This window comes from Capnocytophaga sp. oral taxon 332 str. F0381, assembly GCF_000318275.2.
GTDB lineage: Bacteria > Bacteroidota > Bacteroidia > Flavobacteriales > Flavobacteriaceae > Capnocytophaga > Capnocytophaga bilenii.
Genome location: NZ_KB291317.1, coordinates 1 through 26,717 on the forward strand (window position 1 = coordinate 1; position 26,717 = coordinate 26,717).

At 37.0% G+C, this 26,717-nt stretch carries 28 protein-coding genes; 24 read left to right on the forward strand and 4 right to left on the reverse strand.

Translation table 11 applies throughout. From position 1 onward, the window contains the following. Positions 1-136: 136 nt before the first annotated feature. The 16 genes from HMPREF9075_RS07005 to HMPREF9075_RS07080 all read left to right on the forward strand — a co-directional run bounded on the left by HMPREF9075_RS07005 (position 137) and on the right by HMPREF9075_RS07080 (position 15,193). On the forward strand, positions 137-619 hold the full coding sequence (locus HMPREF9075_RS07005) for a hypothetical protein (RefSeq protein ID WP_009415813.1): 483 nt from the start codon (positions 137-139) through the stop codon (positions 617-619). 304 nt (positions 620-923) lie between these two features. Beyond that, positions 924-1,865: a 2-hydroxyacid dehydrogenase gene (locus HMPREF9075_RS07010; RefSeq protein ID WP_009415814.1), complete on the forward strand. Its 942-nt coding sequence runs from the start codon at positions 924-926 to the stop codon at positions 1,863-1,865. Positions 1,866-1,946: 81 nt separating this feature from the next. Beyond that, positions 1,947-2,225 (forward strand): hypothetical protein, encoded by a 279-nt coding sequence (locus HMPREF9075_RS07015; RefSeq protein ID WP_009415815.1) that lies wholly within the window; start codon positions 1,947-1,949, stop codon positions 2,223-2,225. Continuing rightward, positions 2,206-2,652, forward strand: coding sequence for a PIN domain-containing protein (locus HMPREF9075_RS07020; RefSeq protein WP_034557137.1), 447 nt, complete (start codon positions 2,206-2,208; stop codon positions 2,650-2,652). The genes HMPREF9075_RS07015 and HMPREF9075_RS07020 overlap by 20 nt, the downstream gene beginning before the upstream one ends. 54 nt (positions 2,653-2,706) lie before the next feature. Continuing rightward, complete coding sequence (locus tag HMPREF9075_RS07025) at positions 2,707-3,525, forward strand: 5'-nucleotidase, lipoprotein e(P4) family (protein ID WP_009415817.1); 819 nt, start codon at positions 2,707-2,709, stop codon at positions 3,523-3,525. A gap of 287 nt (positions 3,526-3,812) precedes the next feature. Then, a complete protein-coding gene (locus HMPREF9075_RS07030) occupies positions 3,813-4,757 on the forward strand; it encodes a uracil-DNA glycosylase family protein (protein ID WP_009415818.1) in 945 nt (314 codons plus the stop codon). Between the two features lie 6 nt (positions 4,758-4,763). Further along, positions 4,764-5,576 carry a metallophosphoesterase gene (locus tag HMPREF9075_RS07035; RefSeq protein ID WP_009415819.1) on the forward strand — a complete coding sequence of 271 codons (813 nt, stop codon included), beginning with the start codon at positions 4,764-4,766 and terminating at the stop codon, positions 5,574-5,576. A gap of 398 nt (positions 5,577-5,974) precedes the next feature. After that, positions 5,975-6,325, forward strand: a complete 351-nt coding sequence (locus HMPREF9075_RS12875; RefSeq protein WP_198144779.1) for a hypothetical protein — start codon at positions 5,975-5,977, stop codon at positions 6,323-6,325. An 83-nt stretch (positions 6,326-6,408) separates the two neighbouring features. After that, positions 6,409-8,292, forward strand: a complete 1,884-nt coding sequence (locus HMPREF9075_RS07045) for a DUF262 domain-containing protein (protein ID WP_009415821.1) — start codon at positions 6,409-6,411, stop codon at positions 8,290-8,292. A 6-nt stretch (positions 8,293-8,298) separates the two neighbouring features. Further along, entirely contained in the window at positions 8,299-10,485 is a 2,187-nt protein-coding gene (locus tag HMPREF9075_RS07050) for a DUF262 domain-containing protein (RefSeq protein ID WP_009415822.1), read from the forward strand. A gap of 260 nt (positions 10,486-10,745) precedes the next feature. Next, positions 10,746-11,036 (forward strand): cyclic-phosphate processing receiver domain-containing protein, encoded by a 291-nt coding sequence (locus HMPREF9075_RS07055; RefSeq protein ID WP_009415823.1) that lies wholly within the window; start codon positions 10,746-10,748, stop codon positions 11,034-11,036. A gap of 12 nt (positions 11,037-11,048) precedes the next feature. Then, positions 11,049-11,963, forward strand: a complete 915-nt coding sequence (locus HMPREF9075_RS07060) for a YafY family protein (protein WP_009415824.1) — start codon at positions 11,049-11,051, stop codon at positions 11,961-11,963. Positions 11,964-12,048: 85 nt separating this feature from the next. Beyond that, the gene (gene ubiE, locus HMPREF9075_RS07065) at positions 12,049-12,783 is read left to right on the forward strand and encodes a bifunctional demethylmenaquinone methyltransferase/2-methoxy-6-polyprenyl-1,4-benzoquinol methylase UbiE (protein ID WP_009415825.1); all 735 of its coding nucleotides are present in this window, start codon (positions 12,049-12,051) and stop codon (positions 12,781-12,783) included. A 16-nt stretch (positions 12,784-12,799) separates the two neighbouring features. Beyond that, on the forward strand, positions 12,800-13,522 hold the full coding sequence (locus HMPREF9075_RS07070; protein WP_009415826.1) for a porin family protein: 723 nt from the start codon (positions 12,800-12,802) through the stop codon (positions 13,520-13,522). A gap of 73 nt (positions 13,523-13,595) precedes the next feature. Beyond that, complete coding sequence (locus tag HMPREF9075_RS07075; RefSeq protein ID WP_009415827.1) at positions 13,596-14,135, forward strand: DUF2911 domain-containing protein; 540 nt, start codon at positions 13,596-13,598, stop codon at positions 14,133-14,135. A 5-nt stretch (positions 14,136-14,140) separates the two neighbouring features. After that, positions 14,141-15,193: a DUF3810 domain-containing protein gene (locus HMPREF9075_RS07080; protein WP_009415828.1), complete on the forward strand. Its 1,053-nt coding sequence runs from the start codon at positions 14,141-14,143 to the stop codon at positions 15,191-15,193. Positions 15,194-15,201: 8 nt separating this feature from the next. On the opposite strand, the gene HMPREF9075_RS07085 is transcribed toward HMPREF9075_RS07080, so the two are convergent. Next, entirely contained in the window at positions 15,202-15,501 is a 300-nt protein-coding gene (locus HMPREF9075_RS07085; protein ID WP_009415829.1) for a co-chaperone YbbN, read from the reverse strand. A 174-nt stretch (positions 15,502-15,675) separates the two neighbouring features. Between HMPREF9075_RS07085 and ccsA the strand changes: the two genes are divergently transcribed. The 7 genes from ccsA to HMPREF9075_RS07120 all read left to right on the forward strand — a co-directional run bounded on the left by ccsA (position 15,676) and on the right by HMPREF9075_RS07120 (position 22,273). Continuing rightward, on the forward strand, positions 15,676-18,351 hold the full coding sequence (ccsA, locus tag HMPREF9075_RS07090) for a cytochrome c biogenesis protein CcsA (RefSeq protein WP_009415830.1): 2,676 nt from the start codon (positions 15,676-15,678) through the stop codon (positions 18,349-18,351). Then, positions 18,348-18,803 (forward strand): hypothetical protein, encoded by a 456-nt coding sequence (locus HMPREF9075_RS07095; RefSeq protein ID WP_009415831.1) that lies wholly within the window; start codon positions 18,348-18,350, stop codon positions 18,801-18,803. Before ccsA ends, HMPREF9075_RS07095 begins: the two co-directional genes overlap by 4 nt. Before the next feature lie 14 nt (positions 18,804-18,817). Then, complete coding sequence (locus tag HMPREF9075_RS07100) at positions 18,818-19,759, forward strand: beta-ketoacyl synthase N-terminal-like domain-containing protein (RefSeq protein ID WP_009415832.1); 942 nt, start codon at positions 18,818-18,820, stop codon at positions 19,757-19,759. Positions 19,760-19,791: 32 nt separating this feature from the next. Then, positions 19,792-20,529 (forward strand): polysaccharide deacetylase family protein, encoded by a 738-nt coding sequence (locus HMPREF9075_RS07105; RefSeq protein ID WP_009415833.1) that lies wholly within the window; start codon positions 19,792-19,794, stop codon positions 20,527-20,529. Continuing rightward, entirely contained in the window at positions 20,526-21,140 is a 615-nt protein-coding gene (locus tag HMPREF9075_RS07110) for an outer membrane lipoprotein carrier protein LolA (protein ID WP_009415834.1), read from the forward strand. The genes HMPREF9075_RS07105 and HMPREF9075_RS07110 overlap by 4 nt, the downstream gene beginning before the upstream one ends. A gap of 39 nt (positions 21,141-21,179) precedes the next feature. Then, complete coding sequence (locus tag HMPREF9075_RS07115) at positions 21,180-21,548, forward strand: hypothetical protein (protein ID WP_009415835.1); 369 nt, start codon at positions 21,180-21,182, stop codon at positions 21,546-21,548. Positions 21,549-21,670: 122 nt separating this feature from the next. After that, positions 21,671-22,273 (forward strand): hypothetical protein, encoded by a 603-nt coding sequence (locus HMPREF9075_RS07120; RefSeq protein WP_009415836.1) that lies wholly within the window; start codon positions 21,671-21,673, stop codon positions 22,271-22,273. A gap of 76 nt (positions 22,274-22,349) precedes the next feature. Here HMPREF9075_RS07120 and HMPREF9075_RS07125 read toward each other — a convergent pair whose 3' ends face one another. Both HMPREF9075_RS07125 and HMPREF9075_RS07130 read right to left on the reverse strand, forming a co-directional pair. Continuing rightward, entirely contained in the window at positions 22,350-23,417 is a 1,068-nt protein-coding gene (locus HMPREF9075_RS07125) for an efflux RND transporter periplasmic adaptor subunit (protein ID WP_009415837.1), read from the reverse strand. A gap of 182 nt (positions 23,418-23,599) precedes the next feature. Next, a complete protein-coding gene (locus HMPREF9075_RS07130) occupies positions 23,600-24,427 on the reverse strand; it encodes an S-adenosyl-l-methionine hydroxide adenosyltransferase family protein (RefSeq protein ID WP_009415838.1) in 828 nt (275 codons plus the stop codon). Positions 24,428-24,628: 201 nt separating this feature from the next. Between HMPREF9075_RS07130 and HMPREF9075_RS07135 the strand changes: the two genes are divergently transcribed. Beyond that, positions 24,629-26,284 carry a ribonucleoside-diphosphate reductase subunit alpha gene (locus HMPREF9075_RS07135; RefSeq protein ID WP_009415839.1) on the forward strand — a complete coding sequence of 552 codons (1,656 nt, stop codon included), beginning with the start codon at positions 24,629-24,631 and terminating at the stop codon, positions 26,282-26,284. Between the two features lie 68 nt (positions 26,285-26,352). On the opposite strand, the gene HMPREF9075_RS07140 is transcribed toward HMPREF9075_RS07135, so the two are convergent. Next, positions 26,353-26,703, reverse strand: a complete 351-nt coding sequence (locus tag HMPREF9075_RS07140) for a heavy-metal-associated domain-containing protein (protein WP_009415840.1) — start codon at positions 26,701-26,703, stop codon at positions 26,353-26,355. Positions 26,704-26,717 lie beyond the last annotated feature (14 nt).

A 26,717-nucleotide genomic window follows, 5' to 3' on the forward strand; every position in this document is an offset into this window, starting at 1 on the left:
AAGATAACTGTAAACCTTTTTTAGGACGTGACAAAGTATAAACACCTTATTTTTAAATGGGTAAACGAAAAATGGGTGAAAGAAGTCCGAAAAGGATATAAAACAGCAGAGTAAATAATTATTAAAATCAAGGATTATGAACAAATCAGTTATTGCTATTTTCTTTTTTGTGCTTACTTTAGGAGTTTATGCACAAAAGAAAGATTTTTACGGTAGTAATTTTACTGTAAAATACCCAGCTAATTTCACTGCCGAAGGCTCTATGCCTTCAGCTAACAACGATGATACTTTTGTGAGTGCTATTTTTACCTCGCCTGATAAGAAAGTTAGCTTTTATATTTATTCGCCCAACACTCCTGCCTTGCCTACTGATATTACTATTAAAGAAGGTTTTGGAGAACTCTTAGCCTCATCGGGTAAGAAAAAGAGTAAGAATAAAGTTTATGCTACTTCTTTCTATGAGCCTAAAGATGGTTTTACGCATTCTTATCTGATTACTTGCGATGAAAATGACAGAGTAACCAAAGTGGTAGGGAGACGCTATAAAACTATCAAAGACCTCAACGCCTCCGATAAATTGTACGATGAATTTAAAAAATCATTTCAGAATAATAATTAATCGTTAGGTGCGAGCCGCACGGGCGATTTTAGTTGTTAGTGGAAAAATTAGCAAATTAGAGAATTAGCAAATTAGAGAATTAGCAAATGAGCAAATTAGCAAATGAGAGAATTAGAAAATGGGTAGTGATGTGAGCTGTAGGTGGCTAATTAATAAATAATAGGAGGTTGTTCTATAAGGTTTGTCAAAGTGTGTAACATAATCACTCTTTTAAAGACTTTTGGGACAACCTCTTCATTTCGTAATCATTAAACATTAACCATTAATAATTATTTTGTATCTTTGCGGCAAAAAGTATAAAACGATGAAAATACTTCATATAGACAAAAACCACCCCTTGATGCTGGCACAGCTTGCGGCACAAGGGTTTGAAAACCACGAAGACTACACCAGCACTAAGGCTGAAATAGAAGCAAAAATAGCTGATTATGATGGGATTATCATTCGCAGTAGGTTCCCTATTGACAAAGCATTTTTAAACAAAGCTACCCAGCTAAAATTTATAGGTAGGGTAGGGGCAGGGCTTGAAAATATAGATGTAGCTTATGCCGAAAGCAAAGGCATTGAGCTAATAGCAGCCCCCGAAGGCAACCGCAACGCGGTAGGCGAACACGCTTTAGGAATGCTACTATCGCTACTAAACAAGTTTAAAAAAGCAAATAACGAAATCAAGAGCGGCAAATGGTTGCGCGAAGAAAATCGCGGTTGGGAGTTAGACGGCAAAACCGTAGGCATTATAGGCTACGGCAATATGGGCAAGAGCTTTGCTAAAAAGCTGCGCGGCTTCGATTGCCAAGTAATTTGCTACGATATACTGCCCAACAAAGGCGATGAAAATGCTCGCCAAGTAACCTTAGTAGATTTTTTCCGTCAGGCAGATGTGGTAAGTCTGCACACCCCACAAACGCCCCAAACGACAGGAATGATAAATGAAGCGTTTATCAATAGTTTTGCCAAGAGTTTTTGGTTTTTGAACACAGCGCGCGGCAAGAGCGTCATTACCGATGATTTGGTACGCGCCCTACAAAGCGGCAAAGTATTGGGGGCAGGATTGGATGTGCTTGAGTATGAGAAAGCCTCATTTGAAGATTTTTTTAGCGATAAACAGATGCCCGAAGCGTTTAAATACCTTTTGGAGGCTGACAATGTAATCCTAACCCCCCATATAGCAGGCTGGACACTTGAAAGCAAAGAAAAACTAGCCCAAACGATTGTAGATAAGATAATTAGGAAATTTGGGAATTAGGAAATTAGCAAATTAGCAAATTTGGGAATTTGAAAATTAGTGAATTATAATTGTGCGGATCGCACTTAACGACTAAATATTATGCCTTACACAATTACAATAACCAATGATAGTGAAGCAGCTTTAGACTTTGTAAAGTTTGCAAGAAACCTCGATTTTGTAGAAATTTCACCTATAAAAGAAGTTGAGAAAACGCTTATCAACGAGCAAGAAGTACTTGAAGAAGACGAGCACGGTATTCCTATAAAATACCGCGATGAAATTATGGCTATATCAAAGTCTATAAACAGAGGAATTGCTAAACGTTGGAGAGCTGAGCTATATAAAGATGAAGATAATTATGATAGTAATTTCCGATAGTAATATCATTTTTAGTTGTTTTTATAGCCCCAAAGGTACAATAGCTACGATTTTAAATGAGAAAAAACGCAAAATTCAGCTTATAGCTCCGTCTTATCTTTTAGAGGAAATTAAAGAACATTTGCCTCTTCTTGTGAAAAACACTAAGAAAACAGAGAAACAAGTGTTGGATATTTTAAAAAATATCACAAAAGATATTACTTTTTACGATAAAAAAGATATTTTAAAAGAGTATGGAGATAAAGCCGAGAGTATTGTAGGAGATATAGATATTGATGATGCCCCTTTTGTAGCATTGCACCTACAAGAAGGACATAAAATTTGGACTGGAGATAAAATTCTTATTAATGGTTTAAAAGAAAAAGGTTATGATATTTGTATTACAACAGAAGAACTAAAAAAATATCTTTATAAAAAGGTAGAATAAGTCTTTAGTCGTTAGAAAGCGACTTTATATAGGAAAATTGATATTTGATATATTATGAAAAAGAATTATTTATTAATTGGGGTAGCGGCTCTGTTATTAGGGGGCTGTTGTGCTACTAAACCTACTACCGCAGCGCAAGCCTCCAAGGGCGAAAGTGCGCTTATTGCCAACGGCAAACTATGGTCTTCTTACTTTCAGCAAAATGCTGCCGAATACGAGGCTCTTTGTCTGCAAGCCTTCAATGTAGCTCAGCTTCGTTTAGACGAGGCTCTCGCTAAAAAAGGCGATAAACCGCTGGCTATCGTTACTGATATTGACGAGACTTTCCTAGACAACTCGCCTTTTGAAGCCTACTGTGCCAAACAAGGAATCAGCTACTCGCAAGAGGCGTGGGAAGAATGGACGGTATTAGGCGATGCCAAACCGCTGGCAGGGGCGTTGGATTTCTTTAAATACGCCGACAGCAAAGGTGTTGCTATCTTCTACGTAACCAATCGTTTAGAGAAAGAGCGTGAAGGTACTGCCAAGAACTTACGCAAGTACAACTTTCCTTTCCCTTCCGATGGTAGACTGATACTCCGCACTGCCGAAAAAAGCAAAGAAAACCGCCGCCTACAGATAGCTAAAGATTACGACATCGTGCTACTAATGGGCGATAACCTTTCCGACTTTGCCAAAGACTTCGACAGCCGTACCCCCGAAGGACGCTCTGAAGCTGTGCACAACAACCGCAACGAGTTTGGCAAGCGCTTTATCATCTTGCCTAACTACTCTTACGGCGACTGGGAAGGTGCTGCCTATGGCAATAAATACTCTATCCCTGCTGAACAAAAAGAACTGATTATTAAGAATAAAACGAAAGCGTTTAAGTAAATTAGGAAATTAGGAAATTAGGAAATGGCAAATCTTGTGAGAGCGAGGTTTGTCATTTTTACGTTGAAGATGATGAATACAAAGAACATTTAAAAGTTATAGTAAAAGAAATTGTTTAAACACCATTTAAATCAAAATTAATTATTATATTTGTAACGAAAAACAAAACTAATATGAGTAAATTCGTACCCGAATTAGAACAATGGGCAGCTGAAGTGATAGAGAAAATCACCCCCATTGCCGAACAAATTGATTTAGCTTACTACCCCCTATAAACAGAAGCTAAAATGAACCCTGAACTCTTGATTATTGGGTTAAACCCAGGATCAGAAGGAAAGTATAATGAACAAAAGACAAAGGATAAATGGGAATTTAAAGATGGTAAGATGACCATTGAACGCTTGTTAAAAGGCAATCCTTTTATTGAGGAAAAAGAAGAATGGAAAATCTTTAGAGGCTTAAACAGAATTCAGTTTATCAAGCAAGCAGTAGATAGTAATAACTACTGTTTTATGAATTATGTGTACTTTGGCACTTCTGTTTTTGAAAAAATCAAGAAACATACTGAAGCAATACAAATATGTAAAGAACTTACTAAGAAGTTTATTGAGATTATCAATCCTAAACATATTATTGTTTTGGGCTTAGAAGGTATGGAAAGTATTTCTAAAATTGAAAAAACACTATTAAAAGGTAAAACTAAACGACTCCTTGTACAAGGAGGAGATTTGTTTGGGAAACAAGTACTTGCCATTTCTCACCCTTCTTATGCCGTGTCAACAGCAGAATACGAAGTTATTGATACTAACATAAAAGAGTTTTATGAAGGTAAGCCTCTCAAACCTTTTACTTTCAAACCTAACGTAAAAGCTTCTGATGTTAATATTGAAGAGATAAACAAAATTTTGGCTGGAAAATTAGAGTTTACTCTATGGAAAAATAAGAAAAACATTTATGCAGCTCAATGTAAGGGAGTTGGAAATGATGTTTTAGACTTCAGGATTGATCTAAAGCAAAATGAAAAATATCTTTCTTTCCGTTCTTTAGAACACCCTAAAAAGTTAGAAAACATAGAGGTCTACAAAAACACCTTTAAAGAACCTTTTAGCATTGAAGTAAATGCTTGGTTTGTAAAAAAAATCTTAAATAACTACCCTCAACTCCAAGCTATTGAACAAGAAATTGCAGATGACCTCCTCTCTCTTCTTAATGTTATTAAAACACAGCAATAGCAGCCTATGAAAATACAATATTGTTCGGACTTACACCTTGAATTTGAGGATAATTTAAACTTTTTGAGCAATTGCCCTATAAAGCGGGTGGGTGATATTCTTATCATCGCTGGCGACCTTGTGCCTTTTGTAAATCTCTCTAAAGCCCTCTATAAAAGTGAGATAGCTGACCTTTGCAAGGGTTTTGAAAAGGTATTTTGGTTGCCTGGTAACCACGAGTATTACCTCTATACGCACCACTACGCCAGCAGTCGCTGTGAGCAGCCACTGAAAGAAGTGCCTAACCTCTACTTGGTAGATAACTATAGCGAGCGTATAGGCAACACTCAGCTGATACTTAGCACGATGTGGAGCCATATCAGCAAAAAGAACGAAAAAGCTATAAAGTACGGAATGAATGATTTCCGCTATATTACTGTGCTAAACCCTGCTAAAGGAGGTGAAATTGACTCCTTAGAAATAGCTGATTTTAACTATTTCAATAAAGAAGCGGTGCGTTTCTTGAAGAAAGAAGTGAAAAAAGCAGCGAAAGCCAAGCAAGTTGGCGAGATAGAGCGTATCGTAGTTGCAACCCACTACGTACCCACCAAAGAGCATTACCCCGAAATATATGCCGACAGTCCGCTAAATGAAGCCTTTGCGCAAGACCTGACCGATTTTATTGTCTCAAACCCTATAGATTATTGGATTTATGGGCATCACCACTTCAACCAGCCCGACTTTAAGGTAGGTAACACCCAGCTACTCACTAATCAATTAGGCTACGTGATGCGCGAGGAACACGAAGGTTTTGACTGGGAAAAATGTATAGAGGTATAAAAAATAAAAAAAAATATTGTTATCCTACCTATTCTGTCCACTTTGTACTATATCTTTGCGGCTGAAAAAAGGAAAAATAAAACTTTTTTAGCAAAAAGGGATATATATCCGGAAAAGATTGTATATTTGTCGCAAATTTAAAAAGTATACGAATATTTGAGATAGAGGTACAAATACATACAACGATATAGCGTTTCGCTTTGATTTTCCTGTTCTGGAATACGACCAAACATTTTCAATAACACAAGGAAAGCAAATGCCGAGATGCCTGCCTTATAAGCGCAGGTATTCCTTTTTGCTTTTGTGTTAGCCTTTGGTCGGGCTCCAGACGAAGTAATAGGAAGCCTGCGCTTGGTGCGTTTTTAAAAGATGAGTATAAACCAATTAATTCAAATTATATGGCGAATTTAATTAACTTAGGGAGCGAATTACTGAGAATTTGTCCCACCAACAGTAACAAAATTGAAGTTTCTACCAATGACGGTAGAATTTGGAGTTCTCGTTATTCAGGCTCTTCTTGTGGAGCGTTTTATGATCTTACCTCTTATGGTAGTGAGATTATTGCTATCACTTCTAAGGGAGTATATGTGTCCACTAATGGGGGCAGAATTTGGAGTAGCCGTTATACAGGCTCTTCTTGTGGAGACTTTCAGTCTATTTCAGCTAATGGTTCAGAGCTTTTAGCTACTACTTCCAAAGGACTCTATGTTTCTAAGAATGGAGGTAGAATTTGGAGCAAACGCAACTAAGAATTGTTTAACTTTTAGAACTTGTATAATATAGCATTATATTGAAAGACTAGTGTTATACATACAACCAACAAAATATTAATATGCAATTTAAAATCATAACATTCAAAGAACTTCTGGAAAAGAAGTTTAACGTTCCAAGTTATCAGCGAGGCTATAGATGGGAAAAAGAAAATGTAGAAGCTTTATTGAATGATATTCAAGAATTTGCTGATAAAGAGGATAAAGAAGAGAATGAGTTCTATTGTCTTCAGCCTATTGTAGTAAAAAAGAACTCAAAACTTAGTACAGAAGAAGGAGATGTTTATGACCTTCTTGATGGTCAGCAGAGATTGACCACATTGTGGCTTATCCTAAACGCTCTAAAATTCAAAACTATATGGGATGCCTTAGACTCCAAACATCCCAAAGTATATTCCATACAATATGAGAGTAGAAAAAACTTACTTCAAAAAGCAACAGAATTAAGTGACAACTATTTAGAAAACATTGATTTGTTCTATTTAAAGAAGGCTTTTGACACTATTAGTAATTGGGAGGGTGAACCTTATAAGGTTCTAAACACATTAGTCCCTAACAATCCTAACAGAGACCTGCACAATGTAAGAATTATTTGGTACGAATTTGGTGAAGAAAAAAAAGGAGATGATGACAAACAATCAGATTCTATAAAAGTTTTTTCACGTCTTAATTATGGAAAAATAAGTTTAACTGATACAGAACTTATCAAAGCACTTATTTTGCAAAGTGACCTCTATCCTAACGACAACTCTCCTTATAGCAAAAATATAATGAAAGAACGACTATTCAGAATTGCTACGGAGTGGGATGACATAGAAAAAGGTTTACATAACGAACAGTTATGGGGTATGTTAGCTCCTAGTAACTATAATCCTGCTAACCATATAGAACTACTCCTCAAGTTTGTCGCTGCCCAAATACAAGTTGAGAATGAATATGACATTATTGATTTTCAAAGACGTGATTTTCATATTATTTCAAAATACCTTGGCCTCAATGCAAATATTCCACCAGCTGAATATGCCCAAAAAATAGATGATTTGTGGACTAAAATTAAAGATGCATATAACGCTATCCGAAACTGGTACACTAACGATGATTTCTATCATCTCATTGGTTTGTATGCACTTTTAAGGAATAATACAGATACTACCTCTTTGGTAGAGCAAATCTATAGGCAATATACTTCTGAAGAGAACGATAAAACTATATTTCAATCTTATCTTAAAAGAGAAATCGGCAAACTCATACAAATAAAAGAAAAAGCTAATAGCTTACCTCTTGAGTTACACGAACTTGTATATGGTGTAAACAACACAAGAATGATTAGAATTCTTGAAGCATTAAACATATACTTATATCTGACAAACAAGAGTATCAATTCAAGATTTAATTTCAGAAAGTTCAAAGATTTTAATGTAACAAGTCTTGAACACATTCATCCACAACATCTCAGTTTTGAAGATGATGTAAAATACGAGGATGCAAAAGAGTGGTATACAAATGCAAAAAAAATATTTTTGCTTGACACCCAGTGTGACAAGGAACTTTCTGAAGCCATCGCTACCCTTGAAGAAAAACTCTCAAGCCAAAAAGAATTTGAAAACGCAAAGAGCATCTGCCAAGAAGCCATAGAAAAAATAGATCAATTCTTTGATGCTAAGGTAGGTATAGATGATGGTCACAAGCATACTTTGTACAATATAGCTTTAGTTGACAAAGATACTAATGCTGCCCTTAGCAATAATCTGATAGATATCAAACGTTCAATTTTGCAAGAACGTGAAATAGAAAACAAAACCTACATTCCTCTTGCTACCAACTATGTTTTCAATAAACATTTTTCTAAAACTGTTTCTGATATGAAATTTTGGACAAAAGACGACAGAGAAGCTTACTTTGAGGTTATAAAAAAGGCTTATGAATATTTTACAAAAGAAATATAAACAACAATGGAAAATCAAACAACTAATACAGAGGTGAAGTCAAACTTCATATCATTCTACCGGGATAACAATATCGAAATACCTTTAATTCAGCGTGATTATGTGCAAGGAAGTAATCTCCAAGCTGAGAAAAGAGATGCTTTCATAGATTCATTATATGCTGCCCTCATCGATGAAACAACTAATTGTGATTTGGACTTCATCTATGGCACTTTCGAAAATGGATTTTTCTTTCCTCTTGACGGACAACAACGCCTTACTACTTTATACCTACTTCACTGGTATTTACTCAACAAATGCAGAATTGAAGATGCTGAGAGCTATGCAAATATCACCAAAGGAATCAACTTCGATGAAAGGCAATTTACTTATAAAACGCGGAGAAGCTCTACAGCCTTCTGTCAAAAACTTATAGCCTTTCACCCCAAATCTTTGCCCGAAACAATTTCTAAAAAAATAAAAGAGCAAAATTGGTTCTCAGAAGATTGGCAACAAGACCCTTCTATAATAGCTATGCTGGATATGCTTGATGCTTTAAATAATAAATTCAAAAAGCTAACAGCTCCTTCCATAGCAAAAATGTTAGAAAGATTGCTCAACACTCAAGCTATTAGTTTTGATAAACTTGATATGGGAGCTTATAAACTCACTGATTCCTTGTATATCAAAATGAATGCACGGGGAAAACAACTCACTGCTTCTGAAAACTTCAAAGCGAATTTGATAAAACGTATTGAAGAGCAAAAATGGAAAGAAAGTGATTGTATAACAGATCATTTTTCCCACAAAATGGACACCATTTACACTGACCTTTTTTGGGAATATAGAGGAGAAGTGAATGTTATCGACTATGAGGTAATCAACTTTTTTGCAGGTATGGCTATGATAGGTTATGCGCTCAAAGAAAATAGTGAGACACAGCAAAAAAGAATCCAAGAACTATTCAAGAATCCCCTCAGTGTAAGAGTTGAAGACTTTGAAGAAAGCGATTTTAAGCGTTTCACGTTTTATTTGGACTTTTATAGCGCAGTAGAAAAGATTTCAATAGAAACAGAACTATGGAAATATTACAATTCTGATAATAAAAGAGGCTTTTTTGAAGAATTTATTAAAGACGAAAACAAAGGAACTGAAAAGAAATATGATAGAGCTACTTACTCACAACGTGTTTTCTTTTATGCTCTTAGTGAACTTTTTATAAATGTTAAGGATAAAGCAATCAGAGAAAACTTTATCAGAGTAGTACGTAATATTGTTGAAAATGCTACTATTGATAGTCCTCAAACTTTTGTTTATGCTATCAAACTAATGAGTGAACTCTTAAAGGGAGTACAAGATATTTATTGGTATCTCTGCAAAACTGCTATCCAATCAAATTTTGCTTCCTATCAAGTAACACAAGAAAAGCAGAAAGCAGAACGTATTGTAGCTAATCTTGAATGGAAGGATGTTATTTGGGAAGCTGAAGACCACCCTATGTTTAAAGGAGATATAGGTTTCTTACTCCTCGAAACTGAAAATGATTTATCCCTTTTCAAAAAACGTTACCAAGTAGCCAAAGAAATGTTTGACGAGAAGGGAGTAAAGGATAAATACAAAGAAAATATGTTACTTATACGGGCTTTGGTAGCAACATTTGATGAGTGGCATTTACTTACTCACGGATTAACCTATGATTGTGAAAAGGATACTTGGAAAGAGATTTTAGAATATGACAGAAACTCATCTGCATATTTTCTAAAAGTATTAGATAGCCCTATTCCTTTAGAAGAACTTGTTAAACAACCTTCTAAAATGAAGGGCTATGAAGAGCCTCATCAAGACTTATATCAAACAAATTTGTTACAAGCTATACAACAAAGAAGACCTAATAACAGAGGTTTTACATATCATTCTTCTTCGGGAGTTCATATTTTATATCCACCTTATTACTCAGGATATTATTATGGTTGTATCATAGGAGAAGAGCGAAATAAAAAATTAGCTCAAGCAGTTGATAAAGATATTATCAAAACAGAACAGCAATTAGAGGTCAATGGTAAGAAAATACCTTTCTTCTGGGGGTGGGATGTGCATTTCATCTATAAAGCTAAAGAGTATGTGTGGAAATATGATGGACAAATTACTCAAGATGGACAAATTACTCAAGATGGACAAGATTGTAAAGACGAGTTGCTTAAAATCTTTGAGTAAGTAAAAAAGAAAAGGAGGCTGTCCGAAAAGTTTTGTTTTGTAAGGGCGATTTGCAATCGCCCCTACAATATGAATAAAAGTGATTGATTATCAGAGTAATTAACTTTGGCAAACTCTGAAAGTTTGTCAAAGTGTGTGGCGCAATCATACTTTTAAAGACTTTTTGGACAGCCTCTTTTTTTATTGAAGAAAAAATGCAGTTGGTCATAATATGTCCACTTTGTTTTGTATCTTTGCCGTGTAATTTTTAAAGTAATACAATGAATCTTTATTTAGATGACCTCCGTACTACTCCTGAGGGGTTTGAGCGGGTGTATAGTTATGAGGAATTTGTAGCTTATCTTCAGCGGTATGGGTTGCCTGATTTTATCTCGTTTGACCACGATTTGGGCGAGGGGCTTTCGGGCTATGATTGTGCTAAATATTTGGTGGATTATTGTTTAGACCATCAGTTGCCTTTGCCTGCTTTTGCAGTACACAGCCAAAACCCTGTAGGCAAAGAGAATATAGAGCGGCTACTGAAAAATTTTAAAACAATTACTGAAATATAATACTAAAAAACTATGGCTAAAAAAGAACAATTATTGCGATTGGTGTATATTGTAAAAGCTCTTGAAAGAGCTCCTGAAGAGGGACTTAGCTATCGGGAGCTATATGACTACCTAAAACAGAAACACGAGGATAAAGACTGCGAGGAAGATAAGTTTACTTTTTCGGAAAAGACTTTTCAGCGGGATAGGCATCTGTTAGAAGATATTTTTATGATTTACATAGTGCGCAATGGCAGAGATAGGTGGGTGATTGAAGAAAGTGAACTAGCAAATCGCTATGCTATTTTTGACAATATCTTATTGGTAGATGCTTACCGCCGCACCAAAGAGATGCAAGAGGTGCTACTATTTGAACGACAAGAGAAAACGCTGGGTTTAAACTATATTGAAGACATTATTGAGGCTATAGAAAAACAGCGTACTGTGCGGTTTTTCTACACCAAATTTTGGGAAGGGATAGCTCGCCAGCGCGAGGTGGTGCCCTATGCCTTAAAGGAACACAACAGGCGTTGGTATCTTATAGCAGCAGAGCACAAAGAGCCTATGCAGTTTAAGACTTTTGGCTTAGACCGTATCACGCAATTGGAGGTTACAGCTACCAAAGCACAACGCCAAAAGGTGAATATAGAAGCCCTCTTTAAAAATACTTATGGGGTAATGATTGATACGGAGACACCTCCGCAAGAAATCATTTTATCGTTTGACTACGAGCAGGGGCAGTACGTTAAAACCTTACCACTGCACCCTTCGCAAGAGCTATTAGAGGATAATGAAGATGAGGTGCGTATCAGCTTACAGCTTGTTCCTAACTACAATTTTGTGATGGAGATATGCGCTCGCAGTCAGTATGTGAAAGTGCTTTCGCCTGCTTCATTGGCTGAAGAAGTAAAGAAACATCTAAAAAAAGCATACGAGCAATACACTTAGCTATTAAATCTTGGCGCAAATAATTTGTGGTTTGTAATTTGTCATTTATAATTATTTTGTATCTTTGCAAAAAATTACGCATCGTATGTCAGCAAACACAGTTACACCTTATCAAAATTCGGCACAGGGCAAGAAACAACAAGTTACCCAAATGTTTAATACCATATCGGGTACGTATGACGGGCTAAATCGTGTTATTTCTTTAGGGTCGGATATAAAATGGCGTAAGTTTGTAGTACAAAAAGTAGCTGAAATACACCCTACAGCAGTATTGGATGTGGCTACCGGCACAGGCGATTTGGCAATTGCCCTCACCGAAATAGAAGGGGTAAAAATAACAGGCTTAGACATCTCGGAAGGGATGTTATCGGTAGGGCGTGAAAAGGTGGCAAAGCGCAACCTTACCGACCGCATTACCTTAGTGCAAGGCGATAGTGAGCAACTGCCTTTTGCTGATGAAAGCTTTGATGCTGTAACGGTGGGATTTGGCGTGCGTAATTTTGAGGATTTAGAAAAAGGACTTTCTGAAATAAAACGAGTGCTAAAGCCTAATGGTCGGTTGGTAGTTTTAGAAACTTCAGTGCCTGAAAAATTTCCTTTTAAGCAGGGGTATCACTTGTATACCAACTATGTGATGCCTTTGGTAGGCAAGTTGTTTTCTAAAGACCGCTCGGCATACCGATACCTATCAAACTCAGCCATACACTTTCCCTATGGCAAGAAGTTTCAGGAAATATTGGATAAGGTAGGCTATCAGCATACGAGCTATCACCCTAAAACTTTAGGAGGGGTAGCTACCATTTACATTGCAAATAAATAGAAAATAAAAATAAATAATGAATAACAAAAGTCTGAAAAGAACTCTATTGATGTTACTTGTGTGTATGGGTGGTTTTCAACTCTATGCACAATTCAAGCAACCAATGATAAATTTAGAGCATTTTGATGAAAAGCGCTACCAATGGGGCTACTATTTTGGAGCAAATACTTTTGATTTTAAAATAGACTACAACGAACTCAATTATGGTGTAGATAGGCTTAAAGAGGTGCTTACAGAACGCAAAATAGGCTTCAATGTAGGGCTGACAGGCTCAATGCGTTTGGTAAAACAATTGGATTTGCGCATAGAACCTGGGTTGGTATACAACAAGCGTGTGCTTACTTTCCCTGGTTTTGGTGAAGCTCGTGATTGGGAGCGCGATGCACAATCTACTTATATATACATACCTTTGCTCTTGAAATACAGTGCTATACGTTGGTTTAACGTGAAGCCTTTTCTTACAGCAGGGGCATCGACAGTTTTCAACCTTAGTAGCAACGACAACCTAACAATTGATAATGCCGATCGTACTTTTCGCGTAAAAAAGAATGTATACTTTTATGAGTTTGGCTTGGGTATTGACTTTTATACGCATTATTTTAGGGTTTCGGCTTCGGCAAGGGCGATGTTCTCTATCAACAATGAGTTGGTACCCGATAACGACCCTAATAGCCCTTGGACGAGCAACCTAAATGGTATGAAAACTCGCGGTTTTCTTCTGAACTTGAATTTTGAATAAGATGAAAAAGATTACTTCTATAGTATGTTTGTTGTGCGGCTTGTGGTCGTTTGGGCAGAACTTTAGTTACCCAATGGCAAGTCCGCGCCAAGTGATTACCCAACAATTTTCAGTAAGCCAAATTACAGTAGATTATGGTCGCCCGAGTGTGCGTGGGCGTAAGATATTTGGCGAACTAGTGCCTTATGGCAAAATATGGCGCTTGGGGGCTAATCAGGCTACAAGTATTACATTTTATCAGCCAGTAAAGTTTGGAGGTTTACCCGTAAAAAAAGGTGATTATGCTATATTTGTAACCCCAGAGGCTCACCAATGGACGGTAGTACTCAACTACGACTCGAACGCTTGGGGTGCTTATAGTTACGACCCCAATGAAAATGCTATAGAATTTACCGTACCTGTAACGCAAACTAAAGAGTTGCAAGAGTCGCTGGAGTTTTCATTTGAAGCTATCTCTAATGACAAAGTGAATTTGGTGATACGTTGGGAATACTTGAAGGTGGAAATACCTATTGAAGTAGATAAAAAAGAAACTATTGATAAAATTGTAGAGCAACTTAGAGAGGTAAAACAATTTGAGAGAGATTTAGAGGGTAAAGACGATAAAAAATAGAAGCAATGAAGAAAAAGACAGTGCGAAAATATATTATACTTGCTATTTTGGTAGTAATATGGTTGGTTTTTCGTAACTTTCCTGCGTTCACCGAGTCTATTTATAGCTGTGGTATTTATCCTTTTATTGCCAAAATACAGCATTTTTTGTGGGGATGGCTGCCTTTTTCTTTTGGAGATATTTTTTATACTATATTGCTTATTGCCATTATTCTTGGGGTAGTGAAATACATCAGGAAGTTATGGCAAGAACCGCTAAAGGCTTTAGACAAATTATTTACTAAACTAATACGCCTTGTTTTTGCATTCTTTATGCTGTGGGGTTTTAACTATTTTAGAATACCTTTGGCAGAAAGTCTTCATATTGATAGAAAATATACAGAGGAGCAATTGCTAAAAGCTACCGAAAATTGTATAGCACGCGCTAACGCTTTGCATAGTAAGCTGGCAGCAAATGATAGTACTAAGGTAGATTTTTGGTTATCACAATCTGAAATATATCGCATTGCTGCAACAGCTTACCCATTGAATAGACAAGGTATTACTGATTTTAAGGCTATAGAGAGCGTTAAACATTCCTTGTACAGCAAATTACTTACTTATATGGGCTATAGTGGTTATCTAAATCCCTTTACCAATGAAGCCCAAGTAAACGGACTGATGGTGGGTTATAGTACTCCTATTACGGCTTGCCACGAGATAGCGCACCAAATGGGGTATGCTGCTGAACAAGAAGCGAATTATTTAGGCTATTTGGCAGCTGAAAAAGTTCAGAATCCTTATTTTAATTACAGTGCCGAGCTTTTTGCTTTGCGTTATTTTTTGGGTGAGGTAGCTATGGTAGTCCCTCAGCATTACGAAGAACTGAGAGCAAAGGTTCACAAAGGTATTTTTGAAAATTACAAAGAAGTGCGTCTTTTCTGGGAACAATATAAAAATAAAGCTGAACCTGTATTCAAGTCCAGCTATAATGTTTTCTTAAAAGTAAATAAACAGAGTGCGGGTATTAATAGTTATGATTTGGTAGTAGGGCTTCTTATTTCTCACTACACTTCATAAACCCCTGATTACTGCAAAAATTTATTGAGCTCTTTCATCAATACTTCTGTATCTTGAAATCCTTCTCCTCGCCATATCAAACTTTGTTTGTTGAAGATGATAATAGTGGGTATTGTGCTAATTTTTAGTGCTTTACTAAGTTCTTTATTTTTGTCTATATCTACTTTTACTACCTTTACGTGACTCTTAAAAATAGAAACAACTTCACGCAATACCGCATTCATATGCAGTGAGTTTTCAATCCCTTCAGAATAAAAACATAGTAGTACAGGAGTGCTTACATTGATAATATCGCCAAACTTTTCCATTTTTTAAATACTTAATAATCGCACAAATGTACAATTATTTTTTTAAATACCAATATTTTTCAAAAAAATAAAATTAAATACCCTATTTATTACTTTGGTAATTATCAAAAATAACGTATCTTTGCCGCTGTTATGATACGAAAAATTCTTTCTTTTTTTTACTCTACCAAGCTGATGGCAGTTCTTTTTATTGCCTTTGCAGCCGCTATGGCTTGTGGTACTTTCATAGAAAGCAACTACGATACTGATACAGCACGCATTTGGGTATACAACACTTGGTGGTTTGAGGCGATGATAGTGTTTTTTGTAGTGAATTTTATAGGGAATATACAACGTTATCGCTTGCTAAAAAAAGAAAATTGGGCAGTGTTTATTTTGCATTTTTCGTGGGTATTTATCATTGTGGGGGCGGGCATTACGCGTTATTTTGGCGATGAAGGTACTATCTCATTGCGCGAGGGTGAAACTGCTAATGCCTATCTTTCTAGCCGCACTTACATTACAGTTTTAGTAGATGGTGATTATCAAGGAAAACCGCTCAGAAAACGAAACCAAAAAGAGGTACTTTTCTCTACTTATACTTCCAATCATTACCAATGGCATTCTGATTTTAAAGGAAAACCCTTCCAGGTGGATTATCAGAGTTTTGCACAACAAGCCGAAGGAATGAGCACAGTGGTATTTACTATTACTTCGGGTAACGAACGGCAGCAAGTTACTGTGATGGGGCACAAGGGGCTACAACACCCACCTACAACTGCAAGCCTCAATGGCTTAGATTTTCACATTAGTTATGGAGCGCGTGAGGTATTGTTGCCCTTTAGCATTAAACTAAATGATTTTATAGCCGATAAATATCCAGGAACTGAAAATAGTTATGCCTCATTTAAAAGTAAAGTATTGATTGATAGTCGTGAAGATAGCTTCAATTACGATATTTATATGAATCATATCCTCAATTACAAAGGCTACCGCTTGTTTCAATCATCTTTTCACCCCGATGAGCAAGGCTCTGTACTTACGATAAATGACGATTTTTGGGGTACGCTGATTACTTATATAGGCTATTCACTGCTGTTTATTGGGTTGTTGCTATTTATGTTTGTAGGCAAGTCGCGGTTTAGGAAACTCAGCCAACAGCTTAAATCACTACAAAAGGAACGATTAGCGGGGGTTCTTTTCCTTTTCTTTATAACTACTTCATTACTAACGGCTCAATCTTATTCTGTAGTAGATAAAACCCACGCTGCTAAATTTGGTACCCTCCTTATTCAAGATGAAGGACGCATTAAGCCCATTAATACTTTTTCTTCAGAACTCTTAAGAAAACTCAGCAAGCACGACACTTACCAAGGGCTCAATGCCGACCAAGTGCTGCTCTCTATGCTTCTCAGTCCGCAATTGTGGTATGAGAGCGAACTTGTGTATGTAAAGAAAGCTAATGATAGTTTGCATCGCTTTTTAGGTGTAAAAGAGGGTAGTAAATGGATAAAACCCAGCGACTTTTTTGATGTACAAGGGCATTATAAACTCGCCCCTTTGCTAAAAGACATTTACAATACTAATACTCCCAATCAGTTTCAGAAAGATTTTAAGGAAGTAGACCAGCGCATCGGTTTGCTAAATCGCGCATTGCAAGGCGACATTTTCAAAGTCTTCCCTCTGCCCAACGATACCAATCACAAGTGGATTTCTCACTTAGATTACTTAAGGGATACTCTCCAAATTACCGACCCACTCTACAAAAAATTTGTAAAGAACGCGCTGCCAGCCTATCTTATCCTGCTGCAACAAGCCACAAAAACAGGTGATTACAGCAAAGCCGATAAGGTATTAGACAACATTAAACTGCAGCAAGAGCTCTATTCGGCTTCAATACTCCCTTCACCCTACAAAGTAACAACAGAACTTTGGTATAACCGCATCAATATTTTTGAATGGCTTTTTCAGGCGTATTTGTATCTTGGCATAGCACTATTTATTGTGCAATTATGGCATATTTTCACCCCTAAACGAGTGTTTAGAATACTTACCCAGCTGACCATTGCCCTGCTCTGGTGCTGTTTTGCCCTTCATACTATGGGGCTTATGCTGCGTTGGTACATATCAGGGCACGCTCCTTTTACCGATGCCTATGAGAGTATGATTTACGTGGGCTGGTCGGCTATAGGCGCAGGACTTTTCTTTTCTCGCCGCTCTCCTCTGTCGGTAGCAGCCACAGCTTTTGTAACCGCTATGATACTGATGATAGCCCATTGGAACTGGATGGATCCCGCTATTGGCACGCTACAGCCTGTACTCAATAGCTATTGGCTGATGCTGCACGTGGCTGTAATTGTAGCCAGCTATGGTCCTTTTGCCTTAGGAATGCTTTTGGGGACTATCAATCTTTTACTGATGATTTTTACTACCAAAAACAACGCTCTTACGCTTAAAAAAATTCAGCAAGAGCTTACCATTGTCAACGAACTATCGCTTACTATAGGTTTGGTGATGCTCACTATTGGCAATTTTATAGGCGGTATGTGGGCAAACGAAAGTTGGGGGCGCTATTGGGGCTGGGATCCTAAAGAAACGTGGGCACTGATTAGTATAATGATTTACGCCTTTGTAATCCACCTACGCTTAGTACCCAAAATGCGCAGCTTGTGGGCGTTCAATTTTATGAGTGTTGTTGCTTTTGGCAGTATATTGATGACCTATTTCGGTGTAAACTTCTACCTTACAGGTATGCATAGCTATGCCACAGGCGACAAGATTATCACCCCCGCCTTTGTATATTACGCAATAGGGGTAGTACTATTGTTGGGAATACTATCTTTTGTGAAAAGTAAAAAAAGTAAAATATGAAATATCTGATAGTTATACCATTAATGCTTTTGTTAGGCTGTGTTGAAAAACAACAAAACACACAGAATGTAGCGCTATTTGAAGAAGCTAACAAAAAGGAAATTCTTTTTAGAGGAGATACTATAAAGTGCTATCAAGACGAAAAAAGTACAAAATACTATTTGCGCTATTCAAAACAATCATATTTAATACCCTATTTTTATATGTTTTATGATGATACAATCACAGTCAATGAGATGAATGTTGTAAATAATGCCGATACATTAGAGGTAAATATGTTTCAAGGTAACGCTCGTACAGATCAATATAAAATTCTTTTAAAAGAAAAACCCTTTTTAAAGAGCATTCATACTTTTATTCACGATGATGAAACCGATACACTCATAGTCAATAGATATTTACCTGTAGATACCGAAACACAACAAAAAATAAACCTTTTCATCAACCATTAATCATTAATAATTAAATGAACTCCTACATCAACGGAACAGCCTGTATCTCAATACAACCCACTTTCTTAACCCATTTCTTTCAGGAAGAACAAAGCATAGCAGCGCTTAAAGTTTCTTCTGAAGAAGTGTATTACGCTCAAGAACCTTCTTATAAAGAGTATATAGCCCCCAATGCCAGTAGGCGTATGGCTAAAGGCGTAAAAATGGGCATAGCCACCGCTACCGAAGCCCTCAAAGAGGCTAATATCACTACTCCCGATGCTATTTTGGTAGGTACAGGTATGGGGTGCGTGCAAGATTCCGAAAAATTTCTTACGGCACTCCTTCAGAATGATGAGCAGCATCTCACCCCTACCTCTTTTATACAATCCACGCACAACACAGTTGCTGGGCAAATAGCCCTCAATTTGCAGTGCAAAGGGCTTAATTTTACTTACGTAAACGGAGCCGTATCGTTTGAGTCTGCCTTATTAGATGCCAAAATACAAATGGAACAAGGCACTATCGCTACCGCTTTGGTAGGCGGAGTTGATGAGCACAGCCCCCATACTGTTTTTTTGCATAATTTGGTAGGGTTTAACCAAAAAGGGGAGGGGGCGAGCTTTTTTGTGCTTTCATCAGTACCAACATCTTCTACTTATGCTCAGCTTGTTGATATAACCCTGCGTAATGAACTCACCCCCGATGAGTTTAACACTTTTCTCACCAATTTCCTAAACCGAAACAACCTTACCCTTGATGATATAACCCTCATTTTTACAGGCGAAGACCAACAACGCAATATTGCTACTCCCACCATACATTACAAGCCCCTTTGTGCCGAGTATTACACCGCCTCTGCCTTCGGTTTATGTTACGCCAGCCACTATATAAAACACACCCAAGCAAAATATGTATTGCTTATCAATTCCTATCGCAATAAAGATTTTAGTTTGGTGTTATTAGCTTCGTTGTAATAGAAAATTATAGCATTGCAAATGAATAAAATATGAAATTAAGCAAACATTTTTATATTACTATACTCTTCCTACTCGCCATAGCCACTTGTGCCCTATGGCAGGTGCCTTTTTATACCTATATAACGCTAACAATCATATATTTGGGCATCACTTCGTGGGGCGTTTTTGATGTGAGGTTGTCGTATTTTGTAAAAACTCAGTATTTTTTAAAACAACGACCCACCAAAACAATAGTTCTTACTTTTGATGACGGACCTTCTGAACTTACCCCGCAATTTTTAGACTTATTACAGCGTTATGACGCTAAAGCCGTTTTTTTTTGTATAGGTGAGCAAGTGCAAAAATACCCTGAAATTATTAGGCGTATGCAGGCAGAAGGGCACCTCATAGGCAACCACACTTTTAGTCACCAACCCAAAAACCTATTCAGTACCCAAAAGCTCATAAACGAAATTAACCACACCGATGAAGCCTTAGCACAATTAGGCATACACACACACTTATTCCGTCCGCCCTATGGCATTACCAATCCCAAATTAGCCAAAGCCATACGCACTACGGGCAAAAAAACAATAGGTTGGGATATACGCTCCTTGGATACTATTATCAAAGATGAAGACCAACTTTTTAATAGAATTGTACGCAAACTCACTCACGGCAATATAATCCTGCTACACGATAAGCACTTACATACTCTTCGCGTTCTGGAACGCTTATTGCAATACCTCAAAGAAAATAACTATACAATTACAAACCATATAGAATGAAAAAACTGTTGATACTTTTTAGCCTCTGTGGCTGTTATTTTTTGCAAGCACAAACTCTTACGCCAGCACAAGTGCAAACCTTCAAAGCCCAAGTACAAGCCAAAAACCAATCTATACAAACAATGCAAACGGACTTTTTGCAAAGAAAACACTCCGATTTTATGACCAAGGATATTGAAAGCTTTGGCAAAATGGCTTTCGCTAAGCCCGCTAAACTCAATTGGCAATACACCAAGCCCTATCAGTACCGAATTATCTTCCATAACAACCATATCACTATAAACGATGCAGGAAAAGTATCGCAAATAAATGCTGATAATAAAGTCTTTAAGAAGATAAACAACCTTATAATAGGCACTATCACAGGCGATATGTTCAACGATAAAGCTTTTACTATCAGCTATACCAAAACAGACAAAAGTACCCTTGTAAAGCTCCTGCCCACCGATAAGAAGTTACTAAAGTATATAGGCGAAATAGAACTCTATTTTGGAGCTGATTACATAGTAGAGCGAGTGAAACTCATACAACCCTCAAAAGATTATACCGAAATATTGTTTAGCAATAAAAAGCTGAACACCAATATTGATGAAACAAATTTTACAATGTAGTTTGTTTACTAAAATAAAGTTTAAATCCTTATTAAACCTATGCTAAAAGATTTTTATACTCTCAGCAGTTTGGAGCAGCAAGATGCTGAAAATTACCTTTGCACGATTACCCTCAACCCTCAACACCCTATTTTTGAAGGGCATTTTCCTAATAACCCTATTACGCCAGGGGTGTGTATGATGCAAATAATTAAGAATATTACTGAAGAAATTACAGGCAAAGAACTCTTCTTAGAAAAAACTACCAATGTAAAGTTTATGGCTCTTATCAATCCACAGGAACACCCCTCTTTGCAACTCACACTCACTATACAGCAGAGTAACAGTGAAATACAAGTAAAAAACACTACCTCCTTTGGCGAAACTGTAGCCCTGAAACTTACTAATAAATACAAAATTGTAAGCTAAACCACTAATGATAAAAAAAATAAAATAAAAGTTTCGCTATATCAAATAAAAAATGTACTTTTGCAGGCATTTTTTTAAGAAAAACAATTCAAAAAAATATAAACTAAAAACAACATTTTATAGTGGAAAAAGAGAAAAAGAACTTTGTAGAAAAGAGTTATGAAAAGTTGAAAAACGCTGTTCAGGAAATAGCCAATGATGAAGAACTCAAAGATATATACACACTTTCGTTGTGTTATACCTGCGAAGATGACGATTTGCGTTTTCCAAAAGTTACACTTAGTTACAACACCCTGAACAACGTAAAGGAGGAAATCTACAATGCGCCCTCTAAAGAAGAAGCTAAATGGCACTATGATTATTGGCTACAAAACGATTTAGAAACTATTGGAGGTAAAAAAGACAAGCTATTAGCCAAATGGTTCGCCAAAACACCCTATTTCTATACAGACGAAGAAAATGAACGAGCTATAGAACACGATGACGAATTATATGAAAAGCTCCTTAAAAAAGGTGATAAGTTTGACAAAGAATTTATCAAAGAAGTAATAGCCCTTGCAAAACAACTCTTTGATGAAGGCATTATTGAAAAAGTATTTGGTAAGAACATACCCATCATTATTCATCACCACGATTTTGAAGAAACCCCCGTTCTATGGACGAAAAAAGCTAACCCTACCAAAATTATCAAAGAGTTTTTGGAATATATGGACGGCGATGAGTAATCATTGTTACAATATAATAAAAAAAGCCATCAGTTATTTTACTGACGGCTTTTTTTGTATAAAGCTATAAAAACTTCTATTCTACTACTCTTATAGGAGTTTGATTATCAAGGTTTATTTGTCCGCTTACAACAACTTCATCTCCAGCATTTAAGCCCGATAATATTTCTACTTTATCACCAAAGTTGCGACCACTTTGTACTGTAATCATTTCGGCTTTTAAATCATCTTCGCCTGTTTTTACTACCTTGAAAATCTTATTTTGGCTTACACTACCCACAAAAGCAGCGTGTGGCACTACCAATATATTGGAAGCTGTACTCTCGTTGCCAAAGGCTGCTGTAGCATACATTCCAGCTCTTAGCTTTTTATCCTTATTGGCTACTAATACCTCTACAGGGAATTTTAAAGCATTGTTAGCTTTAGGAGCAATAAAAATTACTTTACCTTCTATAGTTTCGGGTGAGGCACTTGGGCGCACTTTAATAGTTTCACCTACTTTTAATCTGCCTACTTGTTGCTCATCAACAGTTATTTTTAGCTTCAAGAAATCTATATTTACTACATTGAATAGTGGTTGCCCTGGATTTACCAATGTACCCTCTTCTACATTCTTGCTACTAACAATACCACTAATTTTGCTACGTACTTCGGTATTACCTGATTGTATAGAAGCCGAATTGTAGTTGGCTTGGGCATTCTTCAGTTGCAAACGGGCTTGTTCCAATTGTTGAGCGGTTACCCCTCCTGTATTAAAAGCACTTTCAAAACGTTTAAGGTCTGATTGGGCTGTTTGTAGGGCAGCTTTAGCATTTTCAAGTTGTACATTGGTTCTGTCGCTTTTTGTTTGTGCTAATATTTGTCCGGCACTCACGTAATCGCCTTCTTTTACTAATATTTTCACTACTTGTCCGCCCATTTCAGAAGATACCTCTAAGTCTTGTTCGGCTACGAAAGTACCATTAGCGGTAAATAAGTCGCTTATTTTTTCTTCAGTAACTTTGGCTATACGTACAGCTACTTTAGCGTCTTTTTGGGCAACAATAGCCACTTCTTGTTCATTTTTTTGTTTATTAGAGTACAATTTGTATCCCATTAAGCCTAAGCAGGCTATAATAATAATTACAGTGATAACTTTTTTCATTTGTTATAAGATTATATTTTATGATAAGTTGTAACTAAAGTGTTTTTCTGATAACAACTTTATTTTCGGGGTGCAAAGATACTACAAAAAAACTTAATAAACAAAAAAAGTTTCCTATATTTTTAATCCAAAAAATATAGGAGTAGGAGTAGGGTATTGCTAAAATACTGATAATTAATTTTTTACTTAAATTGTATCGATACTCTGTCGTGTAAGTAGATTCCTAAAAGTGAAGCAGCACCTCCTACGGTATCACAATTACTTCTATAAATGCTGATTTGTAAATAACCGAGTTCGTTGAACAAGAGCATACTTTCGCCGTCTTTTTCTGAGCGTTCTTCTATGGAGTATTTGCGAACTATTTCGCTGTAGTATTTGTAGATTTTATCAAAGGGGTACATTTTGAAGATTACTTCAAAGGAGCGTCCTTGTCGTACTTCCTCAAAGAGTTCTTGTGTAATGTTACTCACGGCGTTGCCATAATGGTCTATATACATTATAGCACCATAAATATAAGTATTATCGGCGTTTACTTCTGGTTTTAAGTAGGTAGCTCTTATGTATTGTTCGGTTTTAGTGCCAATTTTGGCAAGTGGAACGTTGTTGTAAATTTGCTGTACGATACTCGGGAAGACGAACAAGGTGGGGAATAGTTCTGAAGGATATTGATGTTTGAACTCATATAGTTCCATATTTTCCTTATTATCGGTTATTAGATTGAAGATGCCACTATCGGCACCTATAAAATAATGTCCGTTATAGTACATAATAAGGTGTTTTTTTTGTGAGGTGCGTTCATCATCCACACCTATTACGTGAATACTACCTTTGGGGAAGTGAATATAGGCATTTTTTAGTATATAAGCTGTTTGGAAGATGTCGAAGGGTGAAATTTGATGCGAAATATCTACAATAGTAGCCGTGGGGCACTCTCTGTAAAGTGCTCCTTTTACTGCTGCAACTGAATAATCTCGCAGCCCATAATCGGTAGTTAAGGTGATAATCTGCATAAAACTATGATTTGGGGCAAAAATAGTAAATAATGTTTAAATATCAATGATTGATGATTAATTTTTGGTGTGCCAATTTTATCCTTTGCTGAAGGTGTGAGTGTGCGTATTGGTAGTGGAGTTGTTGAAAACTGTGTTAATATTTAAATTTTGTAAATCAAAATAAAAGCCGTTATTTTGCACCCTTGAAAAAGTAAAATTATGAATGAAGATAAAAATATATGGTGGCTCAACGAAGAGTCTGAGCAGATACTCAATCGGGGGTATTTATTAAAGGGTGAAAGTGTTGAGGGAGCGATAGATAGGATTACGCACGCTGCAGCTCGTAGGTTGTACAAGCCTGAATTACAGCCTGCTTTTAAAGAGATGATTACCAAGGGGTGGATTAGCTTCTCTTCGCCTATATGGGCTAATATGGGTACCGAGCGCGGTTTGCCTATTTCTTGTTTCAATGTGCACGTGCCCGATAGTATTGAAGGTATTACTCACAAATTGGGCGAGGTAATTATGCAGACTAAAATAGGCGGGGGTACTTCTGGCTATTTTGGCGAATTGCGCAGTCGCGGTTCGGCAGTTACTGATAATGGAAAATCAAGCGGTGCGGTGAGTTTTATGAAACTGTTTGATTCGGCTATGGATGTGGTATCGCAAGGAGGGGTAAGGCGTGGTGCTTTTGCGGCTTATCTTGATATAGACCACCCCGATGCTGAAGAATTTCTACAGATAAAAGATGTAGAGTTTCCCATACAAAACCTCTTCTTCGGCTTATGTGTGCCCGATTATTGGATGCAAGAAATGATTGATGGCGATATGGAAAAACGCCGTTTGTGGGCGCGCGTTCTTGAATCACGCCAGCAAAAGGGGCTTCCTTACATACTATTTACAGATAATGTAAATCGTCCTCGCCCACAGGTGTACAAAGATAATGATATGATTATTCGCTCTAGCAACTTGTGTAGTGAGATTATGTTGCCTTCATCAGAAGAAGAATCTTTTATATGTTGTTTATCTTCAATGAACTTAGAGCTTTTTGATGAATGGAAGGATACTAAAGCTGTGAAACTTGCAGTTTTCTTTTTAGATGCCGTCTTATCGGAGTTTATTGAAAAAACTAAAGGTAACTATTACTTACAATCGGCACGCCGCTTTGCAATGCGTCATCGTGCAGTAGGTTTGGGAGTATTGGGATATCATTCGTATTTGCAACGCAATATGATACCTTTTGAGAGCTTTGAAGCTACCCAGTTCAACGCTCGTGCCTTTAAGCATATACGTGAAGAGGCTGATAAAGCAACCAGAGAGTTAGCACATATTTATGGCGAACCTGAATTGCTAAAAGGCTACGGCAGGCGCAATACTACTACTATGGCAATTGCACCTACAACATCAAGTTCGGCTATTTTAGGACAAGTATCACCAGGTATCGAGCCTTATTCAAGCAATTATTACAAAGTAGGGCTTTCTAAGGGTAACTTTATGCGCAAAAACAAGTATCTTACCCAATTATTGGAGGAAAAAGGATTGAATAATGAAGATATATGGCGTTCTATACGCTTGAATAATGGTTCTGTACAGCATTTGCAAGAGCTATCGCAGTTAGAAAAGAACGTGTTTAAGACCTTTAAAGAAATTTCGCCTATGGAAATTGTATCGCAGGCAGCACAACGCCAAGCGTATATAGACCAAGGGCAGAGTTTGAATTTGAATATCCCTTCAGTAATGCCTATCAAAGATGTGAATAAAGTAATGATTGAAGCTTGGAAACTGGGGGTAAAATCATTGTATTACCAACGAAGCCAGTCGGTGGCTAAAGAAATGATAATGAACTTTGTAAATTGCAGCAGCTGCGAAGCTTAGTATTATTTACTACGTTCTTTATAAAATACAAAAGAGGCTGTCTCAAAACGGGACAGCCTCTTTTGTGTTTATGGTAATCTTTCGTACAGACAGCAGTTGTGTAGCTTGTTGTACACAGCATCATCAGCACGTTCTTTGCCAGCATCGTGTCCTACTTTGGCAATGGCTTTTTGCACATCGCTTTCACTGCATTTGCGTTTGTCTATGATAAGGGTGATATTACCACTATTGATGTTCCAATTAGCACTTTTCACTCCTTTCACACTATAAGCCGCTTTTTCTATACGAGCCTTACACTGTTCGCAATTGCCACCTACGGCAAATTCTACTTTTTTGTTTTTGTTGGGCGTAGTTTGTGCCCCTGCGGAGCCAAGCCCTATTAGGCTTAAAGCTATCCATAAAAATGTTTTAATGTTCATTGTTTGCTATTTTT